This window comes from Streptomyces albiflavescens, assembly GCF_014645835.1.
In the GTDB taxonomy this organism is placed as follows: domain Bacteria; phylum Actinomycetota; class Actinomycetes; order Streptomycetales; family Streptomycetaceae; genus Streptomyces; species Streptomyces albiflavescens.
Map to the genome: position 1 here is coordinate 159,249 of NZ_BMMM01000001.1, position 15,196 is coordinate 174,444.

17 protein-coding genes and 2 pseudogenes are annotated in these 15,196 nt (G+C 70.5%); 9 read left to right on the plus strand and 10 right to left on the minus strand.

Annotated elements, in window-relative coordinates:
• Positions 1–138: 138 nt before the first annotated feature.
• Positions 139–1,014 carry a universal stress protein gene (locus IEY95_RS00640; protein WP_189183817.1) on the minus strand — a complete coding sequence of 292 codons (876 nt, stop codon included), beginning with the start codon at positions 1,012–1,014 and terminating at the stop codon, positions 139–141.
• A 187-nt stretch (positions 1,015–1,201) separates the two neighbouring features.
• Between IEY95_RS00640 and IEY95_RS00645 the strand changes: the two genes are divergently transcribed.
• From IEY95_RS00645 to IEY95_RS00655, 3 genes are read left to right on the plus strand one after another with little or no spacing between them, the layout of a single operon-like run.
• Positions 1,202–1,720, plus strand: a complete 519-nt coding sequence (locus IEY95_RS00645; protein ID WP_189183818.1) for a hydrogenase maturation protease — start codon at positions 1,202–1,204, stop codon at positions 1,718–1,720.
• Positions 1,717–4,080 carry a carbamoyltransferase HypF gene (gene hypF / locus IEY95_RS00650; RefSeq protein WP_189183819.1) on the plus strand — a complete coding sequence of 788 codons (2,364 nt, stop codon included), beginning with the start codon at positions 1,717–1,719 and terminating at the stop codon, positions 4,078–4,080. Before IEY95_RS00645 ends, hypF begins: the two co-directional genes overlap by 4 nt.
• A 5-nt stretch (positions 4,081–4,085) precedes the next feature.
• Complete coding sequence (locus tag IEY95_RS00655; RefSeq protein ID WP_189183820.1) at positions 4,086–4,361, plus strand: HypC/HybG/HupF family hydrogenase formation chaperone; 276 nt, start codon at positions 4,086–4,088, stop codon at positions 4,359–4,361.
• A gap of 671 nt (positions 4,362–5,032) precedes the next feature.
• Here IEY95_RS00655 and IEY95_RS00660 read toward each other — a convergent pair.
• From IEY95_RS00660 to IEY95_RS00680, 5 genes are all read right to left on the minus strand, one after another.
• On the minus strand, positions 5,033–5,230 hold the full coding sequence (locus tag IEY95_RS00660) for a hypothetical protein (RefSeq protein ID WP_189183821.1): 198 nt from the start codon (positions 5,228–5,230) through the stop codon (positions 5,033–5,035).
• Between the two features lie 281 nt (positions 5,231–5,511).
• Positions 5,512–5,676 (minus strand): hypothetical protein, encoded by a 165-nt coding sequence (locus IEY95_RS00665; protein ID WP_189183822.1) that lies wholly within the window; start codon positions 5,674–5,676, stop codon positions 5,512–5,514.
• On the minus strand, positions 5,663–5,830 hold the full coding sequence (locus tag IEY95_RS00670) for a hypothetical protein (RefSeq protein ID WP_189183823.1): 168 nt from the start codon (positions 5,828–5,830) through the stop codon (positions 5,663–5,665). The genes IEY95_RS00665 and IEY95_RS00670 overlap by 14 nt, the downstream gene beginning before the upstream one ends.
• Before the next feature lie 406 nt (positions 5,831–6,236).
• The gene (locus IEY95_RS00675) at positions 6,237–6,677 is read right to left on the minus strand and encodes a pyridoxamine 5'-phosphate oxidase family protein (protein WP_189183824.1); all 441 of its coding nucleotides are present in this window, start codon (positions 6,675–6,677) and stop codon (positions 6,237–6,239) included.
• Between the two features lie 135 nt (positions 6,678–6,812).
• Positions 6,813–7,238, minus strand: coding sequence for a pyridoxamine 5'-phosphate oxidase family protein (locus IEY95_RS00680; RefSeq protein ID WP_229702493.1), 426 nt, complete (start codon positions 7,236–7,238; stop codon positions 6,813–6,815).
• Between the two features lie 233 nt (positions 7,239–7,471).
• On the opposite strand from IEY95_RS00680, the gene IEY95_RS00685 reads away from it, so the two are divergent.
• The 5 genes and pseudogenes from IEY95_RS00685 to IEY95_RS51005 all read left to right on the plus strand — a co-directional run.
• Complete coding sequence (locus IEY95_RS00685; protein ID WP_189183825.1) at positions 7,472–7,912, plus strand: Rv1733c family protein; 441 nt, start codon at positions 7,472–7,474, stop codon at positions 7,910–7,912.
• A gap of 175 nt (positions 7,913–8,087) precedes the next feature.
• On the plus strand, positions 8,088–8,294 hold the full coding sequence (locus IEY95_RS00690; protein ID WP_189183826.1) for a hypothetical protein: 207 nt from the start codon (positions 8,088–8,090) through the stop codon (positions 8,292–8,294).
• Entirely contained in the window at positions 8,291–8,416 is a 126-nt protein-coding gene (locus tag IEY95_RS50075; protein ID WP_268240399.1) for a hypothetical protein, read from the plus strand. Before IEY95_RS00690 ends, IEY95_RS50075 begins: the two co-directional genes overlap by 4 nt.
• 293 nt (positions 8,417–8,709) lie before the next feature.
• Positions 8,710–9,174, plus strand: coding sequence for a cyclic nucleotide-binding domain-containing protein (locus IEY95_RS00695; RefSeq protein ID WP_189183827.1), 465 nt, complete (start codon positions 8,710–8,712; stop codon positions 9,172–9,174).
• A 57-nt stretch (positions 9,175–9,231) separates the two neighbouring features.
• A pseudogene (locus IEY95_RS51005) lies at positions 9,232–9,375 on the plus strand (CBS domain-containing protein); the annotation flags it as partial.
• Positions 9,376–9,451: 76 nt separating this feature from the next.
• Here the strand turns inward: IEY95_RS51005 and IEY95_RS00700 are convergent.
• From IEY95_RS00700 to IEY95_RS00715, 4 genes and pseudogenes are all read right to left on the minus strand, one after another.
• Positions 9,452–9,835, minus strand: a pseudogene (locus tag IEY95_RS00700) (histidine kinase); the annotation flags it as partial.
• A gap of 269 nt (positions 9,836–10,104) precedes the next feature.
• Entirely contained in the window at positions 10,105–10,614 is a 510-nt protein-coding gene (locus IEY95_RS00705) for a flavodoxin domain-containing protein (RefSeq protein ID WP_189183829.1), read from the minus strand.
• Between the two features lie 16 nt (positions 10,615–10,630).
• A complete protein-coding gene (locus IEY95_RS00710) occupies positions 10,631–11,362 on the minus strand; it encodes a CBS domain-containing protein (protein WP_189183830.1) in 732 nt (243 codons plus the stop codon).
• Positions 11,363–11,374: 12 nt separating this feature from the next.
• Positions 11,375–14,068, minus strand: a complete 2,694-nt coding sequence (locus tag IEY95_RS00715) for a bifunctional acetate--CoA ligase family protein/GNAT family N-acetyltransferase (RefSeq protein WP_189183831.1) — start codon at positions 14,066–14,068, stop codon at positions 11,375–11,377.
• 264 nt (positions 14,069–14,332) lie between these two features.
• Between IEY95_RS00715 and IEY95_RS00720 the strand changes: the two genes are divergently transcribed.
• Positions 14,333–15,169 carry a universal stress protein gene (locus IEY95_RS00720; RefSeq protein ID WP_189183832.1) on the plus strand — a complete coding sequence of 279 codons (837 nt, stop codon included), beginning with the start codon at positions 14,333–14,335 and terminating at the stop codon, positions 15,167–15,169.
• The last annotated feature ends 27 nt before the right edge of the window (positions 15,170–15,196 follow it).

Sequence of the window (15,196 nt, forward strand, 5' to 3'; positions counted from 1 at the left end):
GACGCCCATGAAGCAGCGGACGCAGCCGCCGAGTTCGCCGAAGCGACACACCCCAGGTCCGGGCTCTCGAACTCGTACGCTTGTGAGCCGTAAATTCCTGACCGACGGTCGGGCCCAGGGACTGGGCCCGGGACACTGTCACGCAGGCTGCGGCACGATCGCCACCGGGCAGTCCGCGTGATGCAGCAGGGTGTGGCCCACCCGTCCGAGCTGGAGGCCGAAGTGGCCGTGCCTGCGCTGGGCCCCGATGATCAGAAGGTCCGCGGCGGAAGAGCGGTGCAGGAGCACCTTGCGGGCCGGCCCTTCGACCGTCGTCCGGCGGACCCGGACACCAGGGTGGTCCGCCACCGCGTCGTGGAGCACGGCGTCGAGCAGGGCCGATGCCCGCTCCTCGTGGTAACGCTCCGGTTCGTCGGCAAGCCGGGGATGGTCGGTGGTCTCGTACGCGGGGCAGCGCCAGGCACGTACGACATCCAGAACGCACTTACGTGCCTCGGCTTCGCGGAAGGCGAACCGCACCGCCTCAGCACCGGTGGCAGAGTCCCCCGCGCCGAGCAGAATCCGCTCGTGCGCGTCCTCCAGTCCGGCCTTGTCGCCGCGGACCACGATCACGGGGCAGTGGGCGCGAGCCGCCACCGCCAGGCCGACCGAGCCGAGCAGAAGGCCCTTCAGCTGACCGCGGCCGCGTGATCCCGTCACCACGGCCGTCGCGTTGCGGCCTTCGCGCAGCAGGGCGTCCACCGGCTCCTCGGGCACCAGCTCCGTCGAGACCTTCAGACCTGGATTGCGCCGTCGGGCGCGCTCCGCCGCGGATCCGACGATGTTCTCCGCCACCACCCGCTCGGAGGGGCGTTCCAGACTGCCCGGTAGCGCGGCGCTTTCGTAGCGCTCCCACAGGGAGGCGTACACGAGCCGCAGCGGCAGGCCGAGCCGGGCCGCTTCGTCCACCGCCCAGTCGATCGCAAGAAGGCTTGAATCCGATCCGTCGACACCCACGACCAGGGGCAGTTCCATCCTCCCCACCGCCTTTCGTCCGGCTGCGGAGATCGCGCAGCCGAGGGGTTCACCGTCACCGTCACACCGTCGCCCGGGGAGATGTAGGGGCGGTTCGGCCTTTGCCGGGGACGTTCGGCCCGTGCTGTCCCCTATCGGAGAGGCCGAGTATGACCACATGCCCCAAGGGTGCGAAGAGAGCGGACGGATGGCTGTCGCGGCCCGAATCGTCGTGATCGGTGTCGGCAACGACTTCCGCCACGACGACGGGGTGGGGTGGGCGGTGATCACACGGCTCGCCGAGCGTGCGATCAGCCGCCCGCTGCCGCCCGGAATCGTCCTGGAGACCTGCGACGGCGACCCGGGCCGCCTGCTCGGCCTGTGGGAGAACGCCGAGCTCGCCGTGGTTGTCGATGCCGCACACGCCGAGCCTCCGCGCCCCGGTCGCATCCACCGACTGTCCCTCGGCGGAGCGCAGTGGAGGCAGGCGGGGGCGACGAGCTCGCACGGCCTGGGCCTCGGCGAGGCCATCGAGCTCTCCCGCGTCCTCGACCGGCTGCCGGGCCATCTCGTGGTGTACGCCGTCGAGGGCGCCGACAGGAGTCTCGGCGCAGGTCTCTCCGATCCGGTCGCGGCTCAGGTGGACGCCCTGGCCCTCAGCGTGGAGGGGGACATCGCGCGGCACCGCAGTGACACCGCGCGCGGTCCCCGCGAGGACGCACCATGAGCGAACGGATTACACAGCACATCGAAGTCTTCGGCCGGGTCCAGGGAGTCGGCTTCCGGCCGCACGTGCACCGGACAGCCACCGCGCTCGGCCTCGACGGATGGGTGCGCAACGTCGACGGCCACGTGGAGCTGACCGCCTCCGGCCGCCCTGCCGTCCTGCGCGACCTGGTCGCGAGGATCCGCAAGCAGGCACCACCTCTGGCTGCCGTCCGGCACGTGCGGGTGACGGATGTGCCCAGCGATATGACACGCACTCTCGGTGGGTTCGCCGTGCGGGCCAGCCACACGGACGCAGCCGTCCTGCCGCGCGAGATACCGCCGGACGCGGCTACCTGCGAAGCCTGCCTGCGGGAGCTGTTCGACACCGGGGACCGCCGCTACCGCTATCCGTTCATCAACTGCGCCGACTGCGGCCCACGGGCCACCGTGATCGACGACCTGCCGTACGACCGCGAGAGCACCACCATGCGACGCTTTCCGTTGTGCCCCGCCTGCGCCGCAGAGTATGAAGACCCGGCCGGCCGGCGCTTCCACGCCGAGCCTGTCGCGTGTCCCGTGTGCGGACCTCGTCTCGCTTGGGGCGGCTTGAGGGAGGACGAGGCTCTGCGGGCTGCGGTGAAGACGGTCGCGAGCGGCGGCATCGTCGCGGTGAAAGGAATCGGCGGCTATCAGCTGGTGTGCGATGCCACCCATCCGGTGGCGGTGGCCGAGTTGCGGCGGCGCAAGCGGAGGCCCGCGAAGCCGTTCGCGGTCATGGTGTCCGACCTCGCAGCCGCACGACGCCTGGCGTACCTCAGCCGCACGGAGCACGACGTACTCGCTTCGCCGCAAGGGCCCGTGGTGCTGCTCTCCGCACGGCTGCCACGACGTCCCCAGGGGCACTCTCCGGCCCGTCCGGATGAGCGGGTCGGCGGCACCGGCACGCTCATCGCTCCCGAGGTTCACCCCGGCACCCACCGAATCGGCCTCTTCCTCCCCACCACAGGGCTTCATCATCTCCTCCTGCGCGAGCTGGATCGACCGCTGATCGTGACCAGCGGCAACCTCACGGACGAGCCCATCGCCACGGACGACGCCGAGGCATGCCGGACGCTCGAAGCGGTCGCGGACGGCTTTCTGACCCACGACCGGCCGATCCGCGCCCGCTATGACGACTCCGTCGTCCAGACAGTCCGCCGCAGCGTGCTCACGCTCCGGCGGGCGCGAGGGTACGCCCCCGCGCCCCTTCCGCTCCCGGTCCCCGCCGCCCTCCCCCTGGTGGGAACCGGGGCCCAGCTCAAGCACACGTTCACGCTGGCCGAGCGCGGCCGGGCCCATCTCGGTCCACACACGGGAGACTTGGCGGACGCGGCCACATACGACGCCTTCCAGACCTCGTACAGGGATCTCACCCGTCTCACCGGCGTCGCCCCGCGCGCGGTCGCCCACGATCTGCATCCTGGGTATGCGTCCACACAATGGGCATACGCCCAGCCCACCGAGCACCGGATCCCCGTGCAGCACCACCACGCACACGTCGCGGCGGTCGCGGCCGAGCACGGCCTGAAGCGGCCCTTCCTCGGCGTCGCCTACGACGGCCTCGGCCTCGGTGACGACGGCACCCTCTGGGGCGGCGAGATTCTGGTCGCCGACCTGACCGACTATCGCCGCGTGGGGCGCTTCGGCCGCGCGCCGCTGCCCGGCGGGGAGGCCGCGATCCGCAACCCCGCCCGGATGGCACTTGGCTATCTCTACGGAGCGGAGCCGTTGGGCGTACCCCGGCCCGCACCATGGCTCTCGCAGCCGTTCACGCGCCGACTTGACGTGCGGGAGGTGGACTCGGTCCATGCCATGGTGGAGCGCGGGGTCAACTGCCCGCGGGCCTCCAGCGCGGGACGGCTGTTCGACGCCGCGGCGAGTCTGCTCGGCCTCGGAAACGCGGTTTCATACGAAGGGCAGGCCGCTGTCGCCCTGGAGAGCGCCGCGGGCAACCTCCGCACGGACGCGCTCCCCTGGCGCCTGACGCGGGCGGACGGCCTGTGGGTGTACGACCCCTCCCCCACACTCACCGCCCTGCTCGAAGGACTCGCCAACCAGGCCGAAGTGCCCCACCTCGCCGCCGCGTTCCATACCACCGTCGCCGAGGTCACCGCCGCGCTCGTCGAGCGTGCCGTCGCCGCCGGGGCCCCGCACACCGTATGCCTGGGTGGCGGCTGTTTCCAGAACAGACGGCTGCTGACCGACGTGAGCCGCCTGCTGCGCGCCCAGGGTCTGCGGGTCCTGACCGGCAACGCGGTCCCGGTCAATGACGGGGGCATCAGCTACGGGCAGGCGGCCGTGGCATCCGCCCTCCTCGCGAACCAAGCCACGGAAGGATGAGCGCCATGTGCTTGGGTATCCCCGGCCGGATTCTCGACGTTCGCGACAGCGCGGGTGTGCGGATGGGCACGGTCGATTTCGGCGGCGTACGACGCGAAGTGTGTCTCGCCTACGCGCCACAGGCGAACGTCGGAACGTACGTCATCGTCCATGTCGGCTTCGCCATCGCCGAGGTCGACGAGACCGAGGCCGAGCGGACCCTCGATGTACTGCGCGCGATGGCCGACGCAATCGAAACCGAACTCGGAGAGCCCTTGCCGGACCGGACGAGCGGGAGTTGAGGACGTCCGGCTCGCCCGCGTGCCCGCTTTTGCTCAGGCCCGGCCACCTCAGCGGGTCGCAGCACCCGAGGTCCGGAGGGACGACTCGCCATGACCGACATGCACCAAGTGCCCGTGTACGCCTTGCTGTCGGTCGGCGAGGCCGTTAGGACGCGTCAGCCCGAACCGTCGCTGCACGGTGTTGCGGATGGCCGACCGTGCATCTGTGAGCCGAAGTCCCCCGGCCCGACGGCGAGTTCGAGATGGAGCGCCTCGGGCCCTACCGGCACACCGGTACGCCGTCGATCACGCCCGTAATCCTCCGCAGCCGAGCTGACCGGGCCAACACCGCGTACATTGCCCGCACCAGGCGGGTCACTCGCGTCACGCCGGTGCCGGAGCGAATCCGCATCACCCCCGTGCCCCTCCTCGCGTATCCGGTCCTGGCGGCCCGCAGCTCAGCGGTGAGGTCCAGGAGCCGTGCATGGCCGTCCTGCGCCGACCGGCCCGCTCGGCGGCGACCAGCAGCCGCCGACTCGACGTGGCCTGGCTGTCCGCGAGCGTCGCCCGGTAGCCGTCGGCCTCCTGGGACCCGCCAGCGAACGGCAGTACCGGGCGTCCGACGGCGGCACCGCCGTTCGGCCAGTGCTCAAGGCGCGCCACCTTCCCAGCTTCGGTCTCTGTGCCAGACCTCAGTGGCCGACAGGCATACGGTGGTCCACCGTCACCGGCCGGGGCGACGCCGCCGTCGGCGACCTGTGTACGCGACGCCGCAGCAGCCGGACGGCGAGCGCGTCGAGCGCCACCATGGCAACGAACGTCACACCCACGGCCGCAACCAGCAGTACGGCGAACATCTCCCAGAACTGCGGTGTGAGACTTGTACCCACTGTTCTCAACTCCCTTCGCATCGGCGTCGTTTCCTTCACTCTCAGCCAACTCCGATGCAGGACAGGGCACATGAGCCGAGGGGCTCGACCTCAGGTCTGGAGGGGCCCCTGTACCACCGGGGCTCCCATCCCCACTCGGATACGCCTACGTCCGGGGTCTGCCCCCTCTCCAGGATGAGACGGGCCCATGCCTACCCGAGGAATTGTCCGGCGTGGTGCGGCGTGAGCCAGGTTCCGCGGGCCATGGCGGCCCTGTGCCGGTCGGTCCGGTGTGGAGGAGTTCAGGGTGCGGTCGACGTCTCCGTCGTCGTACAGCCGCTGCGCGGGCCGCTGCTTGGACCGCCCAGCTCATTCGCGTGCTCGGCGGCCTCTACCTGGAGCCGGGCACTGTCGCGGAACACGATCTGCACGAGCCGAGCGCTGTACTTCTCGTCACGATGCGGCACCGGCCCTGCGCCGCTCCTCCGGGAACAGCTCACCGGTCATCTCCTGCACGGCCCGGGTGCGCTCGGTCGGGCCGGCCAGGAAGTCCGCGTCGCCCTCGTACTGGTGTAGTTGGCGTGGCTGGGTCGCGAACGGCGAGCGACTGGGCCGGGTCACGGGGGTACGCCTGACCGATGAATTTGGCCGGCCGGTCGAAGCCGATCACGCCCTGGGGCTGCGCGCCGAGAACCCGGGCCCATTGCCGTGGGTCACGACGACAGTCGTTGTCATGGGCGAGAGCCGCGAGTGCGGTGACGGCTCGGTCGATGTGGGGCCGCTGGGTCTCCGCGTCGGGGCGTTCGTCCCGGTGCAGCAGGGCGTCGCCGCCAAAAGCGACGACGATGCCAATAGTCGGTCCTCCAGGGTGGCTATGAGCACGGCCTCTGCCCGGCGTGCAGCCGACACTCAGCCCTCCGATTGCAGAGCTCTCCGCGCGGTCAAAGACGACACGCGGCCCCTGGACGGTTCCCGCAGCTCGCGGCGCCGGGCCGACGACTCTCGGGACTGGAGGTCCATCCCATTCTCAGGACTGGAGATCCACCCCGTAGACCGTGCGCCCACCGACGAGCTCACGGCCGGTGACCAGTTCGGACTCGATGCGTATGAAGGCCTCCTTGGGTGAGGCCACCCACGACAGCGGACCGGTCCGCGACAACCGACGGTGCTCGTCGGGGTCGGTCACCACCGTGGCGCGGCCGGTGACCACGACACTCCAGCCGGAGTGCGCTGCGGCGTCGACTTCGTCCGCTTCGAAGGCGACCACCGCACCATCGATCGCACAGGCCAGTTCCGAGTCCTCCGAAGTACGCAGCAGTACGGCGAAATCAGCGTCCAGGCAGAAATTGACCGGTAGGACCGCAGGCAGAGCATGACGCGTGTGCACGATGCGGCCGACGGGAACCGTGGCCAGCAGGCCCAGGCACTCACTCCGGTCGAGTTCACGGAAGCCGTCGTTGGGGTACATAGCCGGGTTCAACTTTCACGCAGTACAGCCGTAGGCGTTCATCCTGCGGGCCGGAAAGGATCAAGGGCGAGGGCCCATCGGTCCAACACGTCCGGAGAGTGGCCCACAGCGACCTCGACGTTCGGCACCGGACCCTCAGCGCACGGCGATCCGGCGCCCGGTGATGCTGCGAGGATCGAGGCTCACCCACATGCCACGCTCGCCGCCAGCCCGGGGACCGCTGTACGCGAGCGCCTGCAGCCTGTGCACGATGTCCGGGTCCGTCACGGCCCAGGCACGGCCGCGTATCAGCACGCTCCAGCGCTGGCTGAGTGCCTCGTCGATGTGATCGACCTCGTAGGCGACATCGGCTCCGACGGCCGTGGTGCGAATCGGGTGCCGTCCTAAAGGTGACCGAACCGTCGACGAAGGTGTAGCTGCGACGAACGGCCCCTCCGGGGTGTCTATCGCGAGCCTTCCGATGCCGTGCCCCAAGAACCGTACCCGGCACTCCTCGGTGCTCGGTTCGATCAATTCGGCATGGCGGGCAGCCTGGCCGGCACCGGGCAGCGTCGCCGCCACGCAGAGCTGCCACGCCGGTCCCCAGGACGTCGGCAAGCCGGATGAGGACGCCGACAGATGGCGTCCGCATGGGCCGGCCGCTCCCCTTTGCCGGACCGAGTGCGGCCGTCAGGACCAACAGATCGCTGAACCACGAGTGCTGCGCAGCGGGCGGGGCGCGGGCTGCAGCGCATGTGACATTCGGCTGAGGGAAAGGCACTGAAGCCGCCTGAGATCGGCTCGGCAGGGAGCCGGTGGTCCCCCAGCCGGATGAATCCATCGCGCAGCTGCGCCATGAGCGGCACTCGGTCGGAGCCGTCCTCGTCGAAAGCACGGCCGGGGCGATGACGACCGGGGAAGGCACGACCTACGACCGGGTCCGGGCGAAGGTCCGCTGGACATCGTCGGACGGTTCCCTCCGCACCGGCCGGGCGCTGATGGACTCCGGGCAGAAGGCCGGATCGAAGGTCGTGATCTGGCTGGACGCCAAGGGGCAGCTCACCACGGAGCCTTCGACGGCCTCGGCGGCGGCCACCGAGGCGCCCCTGTTCGGCGCCGGGGCCGCGCTCGCCTTCGGCTGCCTCACCTACGCCGCGGGGCGCGTCGCACACTGGCGGCTCGACCAGCGGCGCTACGAGCAGTGGGACCGGGAGTGGGACCAGTTCGGACCGCAGTGGGGGCACCGGACCACCTGATCCGGGGCCGGTTGGGCCAGGGGAGTCCGGCAGGCCTCCCAATCGAGGCCCCACACGGCCCTCGCGGCGTCGCGCGGAAGGCGGCCAGGACGGGCCATGGGCCCAAACCGGCGGCTCATGGCCGGGGTGAAGGTGCTGGACGACCCTGGGGCTCCCGGACCGCCCGGTCCGGGTGATGGCACGTCTTGACGCGCCGTCGTCCTGGTGGTTGCGGCTGCTGAAGCGGATCCTGGCCATCTCCCACTACGTGGTGCTGTCCGTCCTCTGGATCGGCTTCACCGTGGCAAGCGTGACGTTCAGCCTCGGCGAGGACCCGGACTACCCCGCGCGACCCGACATCGCCCCTACCCACAGCGACTCTCCCGCGGCGTCGTGCTCGTGAAGTGGTGGATCCTGGCCATCCCGCAGTACGTCGTCATCGGCTTCTTTCTCGCGGCCACCGTCTCGGACGGTGGTCCGGCGAACTCGTCGTACCGAGCCGAGCCGACCGGCGTCGAACCGTGATCCGCAGCTCCTGAATGCTTGCCAGTGGATTGTTCTTCGCCCATCGAGCCTGGTGCCGGGGCGGGCGCATGCGCTGGGGCCGGGCAGGCCTTTGCGAGGGAACTTCAGCCTCGGTGGAGTCCCACGTGGGCGAGCCCGCGGCGTTCCTCACCCCACCCACCCGAGAACGAGCCATGCCGGATGGTGGCCAATGCCATGCGGCCCCGCCTCGGGGCCGGGTGGCCCATAGCGAAAGCCGGTGCTCAAGACGAGGTTGGAGTTGGCGGAGCCGCGCTCCAGGAAGAGGCAGGACCATGAACGCTACCCCCACATCCAGCATGCTGCGGGTGCTGCCTGCCGAACACCGGGAGCAGCTGATGCACATCGCCCGGGAGGTGTCGTTCCCACAGGGGGCACGCCTCTTCGAGGAGGGCATGCGCGCGGACCGGTTCTGGATCATCCGGACCGGCACCGTGGCCCTCGACATACGTGTGCCGGGCCGCCGCGCGGCCGTCATCGAGACCCTCGGGCACAACGAACTCATCGGTTGGTCCTGGCTGTTCGGGCCGCACACCTGGCATCTGGGGGCCGAGGCGACGAGCCCGGTGCGCGCGTATGAGTTCGACGCCGTAGCGGTGCGGGCGATGTGCCACGACGATCCCGCGCTGGGCCTGAGGGTGGCCGAGTGGGTGGGCGGCATCGTCGCCCACCGGCTGCGGTCGACCCGGACCCGGCTGCTGGACCTGTACGCCCCCTACGGCAGTGGCAGCCCCCGTTGACCACAATTGCCGCGTCGGCGCACCCACGGAACAGTAGGAATCGACGAAGGAGCCACGGTGCACGGCAGTCCGCACATCGTGAGCGATGTGGTGACCCACACCGTCGCCGCTATCGGCCGTGGAGCCAACTTCAAGGAGATCGTGCAACTGATGGAGCAGTGGCAGATCAGCGCTCTTCCGGTCCTGGAGGGCGAAGGCCGGTGCCCGCGGCCCAGGAGGGCACCGCCACCATGGGCCCGAGCCCGGACCACTGGAATTCACCCTCGCCCATGCGGGGATCGTTGCGCACCCGGATCAGCACGCCGAGAAAGAAGTGCATCTGCGGGTGATTGGCCGGAAAGCCATAGGACGCCGGCCGCTCCAGGAGCTCAGGCAACCGCAGTGGCTCCGACTGCCGGATGAGCTCGCCGAGCAGCCCATGCCCGCTGGGCAGCGCCCCGATCTGCCCTCTCCACCCATCGCCGATCTGCGGCAGATCCAGCCCCGGCCCCACCGACGGCACCGCCTCCAGCAGGCCGTGCAAGCGATCCCGGGTACCGCACACCGCATAGATGCTCACCCGTAGTTCCCCCAGCAGCCCATCGAGTCGCAGCTTGGTCGGATGCTGCTCGGAACCACCGCGCCCATCCCCGCTCGTCGCTTCCTCCGACCGGCACGACAGACAAAGCAGCTCGGACGAGTTGCCCGTGCCTTCGCCGTACTGTCCCTGAGTCCTGGTCATCACCATTCAAAGCGCCGAAGACAGGAATCCTGTACGCAGTACAAGCAGACCACCAAGGGTGTGCCGACCAACGGGACGACGGCGAACAACACATCCGCCCGGGCCTCGACGATGTCGCCGCGGCGCCTCAGTTGGTCCTTCCGCCACCTCCACGCCCTCGTCCGCGAGCGAGGGCATGGAGGTGGCGGGCGGGAGGCGGCCTGCACGGTTCAGCTCGTCTGCGACTCGTTCACGAGTTCGGCGCCGATGCGGACGGCCCATGCCTCGATCTGCCCGAAGTCACGGAAGTCTCCGCCCTTGCCCGAGGAGAGGATCTTTCTGGCGACGAATCCTTTGGCCCCTGCTTCGAGGCAGCCCCCGAACGTGGCGTACTCCTCGACGTCGAGCCGGTTCATGGCGCGGCGGACGCCGGGCACGGGCGGGATGTCCCGCTCCGAGGCCGTGGCGTCGAGCGGACCGCTGCTGAAGAACCACAGGGGCCGCCCGGCCAGCGCGCGGCGGTGCCGGCGGACGAAGCGGCGGGCGTCCTTGTGCCAGCGCCCCGCGTACAGACCGCCGCCGACCACCACGGCGTCGTACGACTCGATGTTCGTCACGGACGGAGCGGGCATCGCCTCGGCCGAGACCCCCTGCTTGCGCAGGACTTCGGCGATGGTCTCGGCGATGCGCGCGGTCGATCCGTTGGTCGTTCCGTAGGTGACCAGCACGTTGCTCGGCATGACGGTGCGCCTCCCCTCACAGCTTGCGCAGCCATTCCTCAGTGACCCCGTGCATGGCGGGCTCGTCCGGCCGCAGGTGCGAGTCGTCCTGCCGGTAGGAGAGCTTGTCGACCACAGCGACCACGCCGTCGATGCGGTTGGTCATGGAGACGGCGATCTCCGCCTCGCTCTTGCGCTCCACGTGGCCGTCGAGTGTGACCACACCCTCGACCACGGAGACCTCAACGGTCCGGGGCATCAGCCACAGCGAGCGGACCAGCACCTCTTCGATGACCGCACGGCGGATCACGTCGTCCGGCTGCAGGAAGACCTGGATCAGGTCGCGGCGGGTGACGATGCCGACGAGGCGGTCCTCCTCGTCCACCACGGGCAGACGCTCCACGCGGTGCTCCGCCATGGTCCGGGCGGCCTCGGCGATGGTGTTGTCGGCGTGCACGGTGACCGGTGGCACGGACATCAGCTGTCCAGCGGTCCGGGCGTGCGCCTTCGCGGCCCGTCGGCGGGCGTGGTGTGTCAGTTCGGCAAGCCGGAAGCGGCGCTTCGACCCGTACGGGTCCGGTGTCTCCGCCTGCCGGACGATCAGGTCGGTCTCGGAGATCACGCCGAGGACCTTGTCGTCCTCCTCGATCACCGGCAGCCCGCTGATGCGGTGCTCGGCGAGCAGCCGTACCACTTCCTTGAACGGGGTGCCGTATACGGCCGTGACGACCTCCGTCGCCATCACGGATCCGACCTTGTTCTGCCTCATGTCTGTTCCTCCTCAGCGCAGTCGGCGCAGATAGGGGTCCTGGGCACGGCGCGGCAGCAGGCGGACACGTGCGTCGAGCACGGTGACTGCGGCCGGTGTCGCGAGGACGGGGTTGAAGTCGATTTCGGCGACCTGCGACAGATCGCACGCCATGCGGGACAGGCGCAACAGGAGCTGTTCGAGGCCTTCGAGATCGGTCGGCCTGCTTCCATGTGCGCCGAACAGCAGCGGTGCGCAGCGCGGGGCGGTGATCAGGTCGTGGACGTCGTGGTCGGTCAGCGGGGCGAGGCGCGCGGCGTGATCGGCCAGCACCTCGGTCGCGGTGCCTCCGAGCCCGAACAGCACGAGCGGGCCGAAGACTTCGTCCTGGACGACGCCCGCGAACAGTTCGGTGCCGCGCGCGGCCAGCGGCTGGACCACCACTGCGGTCATGAGTCCGGCGAATCGGGTCTCGAGGTCCCGGAAGGCGGCGCGCACCTGGGCGTCTCCCTGGAGATCGAGGTGCACGGCGCGCTGTTCGCTCTTGTGGAGCAGGCCGGGCCAGTGAGCCTTCATGGCCACGCGGCCGTCGGGGCCGCGCAGCCGTTCGGCGGCGATGACGGCGTCGTCCTCGGTCTCGGCCCAGGCCCAGGGCAGTTGTGGAATGCCGTAGCAGGCGAGGATTTCGGCGCAGGTGCGCGGGTCGAGCCAGCCGCCGTCCGGGTGGTCGCAGAGGTAGGTCTCGGCGACCGTGTGCGCCCGGGCAGAGTCGACCTCCGCGAGCTCCGGGACCGTGCCGGCCGGCCGGTTCAGCCAGGCGGCACGACGGGCGGCGTGCGCCAACGCCCGTGCCGCCGCGCCGGGTTCGGCGTACGACGGGACGGTGCCGCCTTCCCGCGCGGGCAGCAGCTTGACCGGCAGGTCTTGCTCGAGCCGGACAACGGCCACCGGCCGTTCCCGACGGCCGGGCCCGTCGGTGAGGGCCCGGACGAGGTCGTCGCCGGTCGCTGCCGCGACCGCGGTGGGGACGAGGGCCAGCAGTACGGCGTCGACGCCGGGGTACCGCAGGAGCCGGTCCGCACCGTCCCTGAGCTGCTCTTCCGAAACGGCCGCCGTGGCATCGACGGGGTTGCCCACGGCAGCGCCCTGGGGCAGCACGTCGAGCAGGTCGTCGATCAGTTCGGGGCTGGGGGCCGGCAGGGACAGTCCGGCCTCGGCGCACGCGTCCGCCGCGAGGACGCCCGCACCGCCCGCGTTGGTGACGATCACCACCCGGGTCCCGGCCGGAAGCGGCTGGGAGTGCAACAGAGCAGCGGATTCGAGGAGTTCGCCCACCGAGCGGGTGGCGGTGATGCCCGCCTGCGTGAACAGCGCCTGCCGGGTCATGGTCCGGGTCGCGGCGGCCGCGGTGTGCGAGGCGGCGGCCCGGCGACCGGCCTCGGTGCGGCCCGCGTCGACGGTCAGGACGGGCATACGGCGAGTTACGCGCCGGGCGGTGCGCGAGAACGCCCGCGGGTTGCCGAAGGACTCCAGGTGCAACAGGGCCAGGTCGGTGCGGCCGTCGCTCTCCCACCACTGGAGCATGTCGTTGCCGCTGACGTCGTACTTGTCTCCGAGGGACGCGAAGGACGAGACGCCAATGCCGAGCCGGGACAGCCCGTCGAGCAGGGCGATGCCGACGCCGCCGGACTGCACGGCGACGCCCGCCGTGCCGGGGCGCGGGTGGTCGGCGGCGAAGGTGGCGTCGAGCTGGAGCCTGGGGTCCGTGTTGGAGATGCCCAGGCAGTTGGGTCCCACCAGCCGCATACCGTAGGTGCGGCACGCCGCCATGAGCCCATCCGCCTGATCACTGTCGAGCCCGGCGGACACCACGAGCAGGGCTCGTACGCCGGCCTTGCCGCACTCCTCGGCCGTGGCGGTCAGGGCGTCGGCCGGTATCGCGAGGACCGCGAGATCGGGCACCTTGGGCAGCGCACTGACCGACGGATAGGAGGGCACGCCGAACAGCGACGTGACCTTCGGGTTCACGGCGAACAGGCGCCCGCTGAAGCCGCCCGCGTGCAGATGGTGCAGTAGAGCCCGGCCCACCGACCCCGGCCTGCGCCCGGCACCGACCACCGCGATCGCATTCGGTCGCAGCAGCGGGACCAGACTCGCCACGTCGGCGGCCCGGCCACGCGCCTCAACCGCCGACAGATACGTCTCATCCTCTTCGAGCCGGACTGTGCAGCGCACTTCCGGGCCCTCGAAGTGGCGGGCCGTACGCAGGCCCAGGTCGGTGAAGAGCCGGAGCACCTCGTGGTTCTCGGAGAGCGCGTCGGCGGTGAACGTGGTGATGCCGTCCGCGCGGGCGGCGGAGACGAGGTGTTCGACGAGGAGGGTGCCGACGCCTCGGTGGTGCAGCCCGTCGGCCACGGCGATCGACATCTCGGCCGTGTCCCCGTCGTCGCCGGTCTCGTACTCGGCCAGGCCAATCACCCGGCCCTGGATCTCGGCGAGAAGGGCCCGGTATCCGGGGCGCGACGGTTCGCTGGCACGGTCGGCGGCCATCTCGCCGGAGCGGCGGCTCGCGGCGAAGAACCGCAGCCGGAGGTTCTCCGGGGACATCTCCTCGTACAAGCCCTGAAGCTGTTCGTGATCGCCCGACGTCACAGGACGTATGCACACAGTGGTGCCGTCCACGAGCAGGGCGTGCGCGGTGAGGCGGTCGCGGTTGTCGTCCGTCATCTCGGGCCTCCTCGAAACCTCTCGACCCTTCGAGCATCCAACGGTCCGGATGCCCTCCCCAGAGGCTGGTCGGGTGTGGTGTGTGGGCCGGTCGGCCCCAAGTACGGCTGCTCGCTGCGGTGGCCCGGTGCCACGGATTCGGGCTGAGCGTCCGGCGAAGGCCATCGGGGTTCCCTTTGAAGCCGTACGGCCCATGTGCGGCGCGCGGGGGTTCGACGGACGGTGAAGACATGAACTCTTCTGGGCACTGAGGGGTGAACTGACATGGCTCAGCCGATCGTTGTCGGGTTCGACGCATCCACACACAGCCGGACCGCGGCCGACTGGGCGGCGGATCACGCGGAGTTGCACGGATTGCCGCTGCGGGTCGTACATGTATCGGCGCTCGCCGAGGAGCAGTTGTTGACGACGTGGCCCTACTGCCGCGAGCCCGCTCCCGACGCGCTGGTGGAGTTGCTCCGGGAAGACCACCCCGGGTTGCGGATCGAGGGGGTCGGTGTCACCGGAGCGGTCGTTCCGGCACTGGTCTCATTCGGCGCTCAGGCCGACTGTCTGGTCCTCGGTTTGCGCGGCGCGGGTGGCTTCGCCGGAGTGGCCGTCGGTTCCGTGGCCCACGAAGTCGCGGAACGATCGGGCCGGCCAGTGGTGCTGGTGCCGAGCGGCCCCAGCCGTATGAGCGGCGAGCGGCGGGCGGACCAAGTGACGCTGGGCATCGATGCCCGCGATCCTGCGGACGCCGTCCTGGAGTTCGCCTTCGACGCCGCGCAGCGACGCGGCGCCCGGTTGCACGCCGTCCACGCGTGGCGGCTTCCCTCCCACGCCGAGCAGTGGATGCCGTTCGCGTTGCCCGAGGAGGACCGCGGCGCGTGGGAGGACCGGGAGGTCCAGTTGCTGTCGGACGCGCTGCGGCCGTGGCGGGAGAAGTATCCGCAGGTAAGCATCTACGAGGACGTCCGCCTGCAGAGCCCGTCGGCAGCCTTGGTTCGGGCATCGACCTCCTCGGAACTCCTGGTGGCGGGCCGCTGCGGCACGAGGCTCGGCCCCACCCTCCACTCCTTGCTGGAGCACACCACGTGCCCGGTGGCCGTGGTTCCGTATTGATGCGGCCGGCACTCCGGTGGGAGCCGC

Excerpts from the sequence above, each read along its gene's own strand:
- IEY95_RS00715 (WP_189183831.1), bottom strand. The coding sequence starts at position 14,068 with ATGACGGACGACAACCGCGACCGCCTCACCGCGCACGCCCTGCTCGTG.
- IEY95_RS00690 (WP_189183826.1), top strand. The coding sequence starts at position 8,088 with ATGGCACGTCTTGACGCGCCGTCGTCCTGGTGGTTGCGGCTGCTGAAG.
- IEY95_RS00640 (WP_189183817.1), bottom strand. The coding sequence starts at position 1,014 with ATGGAACTGCCCCTGGTCGTGGGTGTCGACGGATCGGATTCAAGCCTT.
- IEY95_RS00645 (WP_189183818.1), top strand. The coding sequence starts at position 1,202 with ATGGCTGTCGCGGCCCGAATCGTCGTGATCGGTGTCGGCAACGACTTC.
- IEY95_RS00675 (WP_189183824.1), bottom strand. The coding sequence starts at position 6,677 with ATGTACCCCAACGACGGCTTCCGTGAACTCGACCGGAGTGAGTGCCTG.
- IEY95_RS00720 (WP_189183832.1), top strand. The coding sequence starts at position 14,333 with ATGGCTCAGCCGATCGTTGTCGGGTTCGACGCATCCACACACAGCCGG.
- IEY95_RS00655 (WP_189183820.1), top strand. The coding sequence starts at position 4,086 with ATGTGCTTGGGTATCCCCGGCCGGATTCTCGACGTTCGCGACAGCGCG.
- hypF (WP_189183819.1), top strand. The coding sequence starts at position 1,717 with ATGAGCGAACGGATTACACAGCACATCGAAGTCTTCGGCCGGGTCCAG.
- IEY95_RS00710 (WP_189183830.1), bottom strand. The coding sequence starts at position 11,362 with ATGAGGCAGAACAAGGTCGGATCCGTGATGGCGACGGAGGTCGTCACG.
- IEY95_RS00695 (WP_189183827.1), top strand. The coding sequence starts at position 8,710 with ATGAACGCTACCCCCACATCCAGCATGCTGCGGGTGCTGCCTGCCGAA.
- IEY95_RS00705 (WP_189183829.1), bottom strand. The coding sequence starts at position 10,614 with ATGCCGAGCAACGTGCTGGTCACCTACGGAACGACCAACGGATCGACC.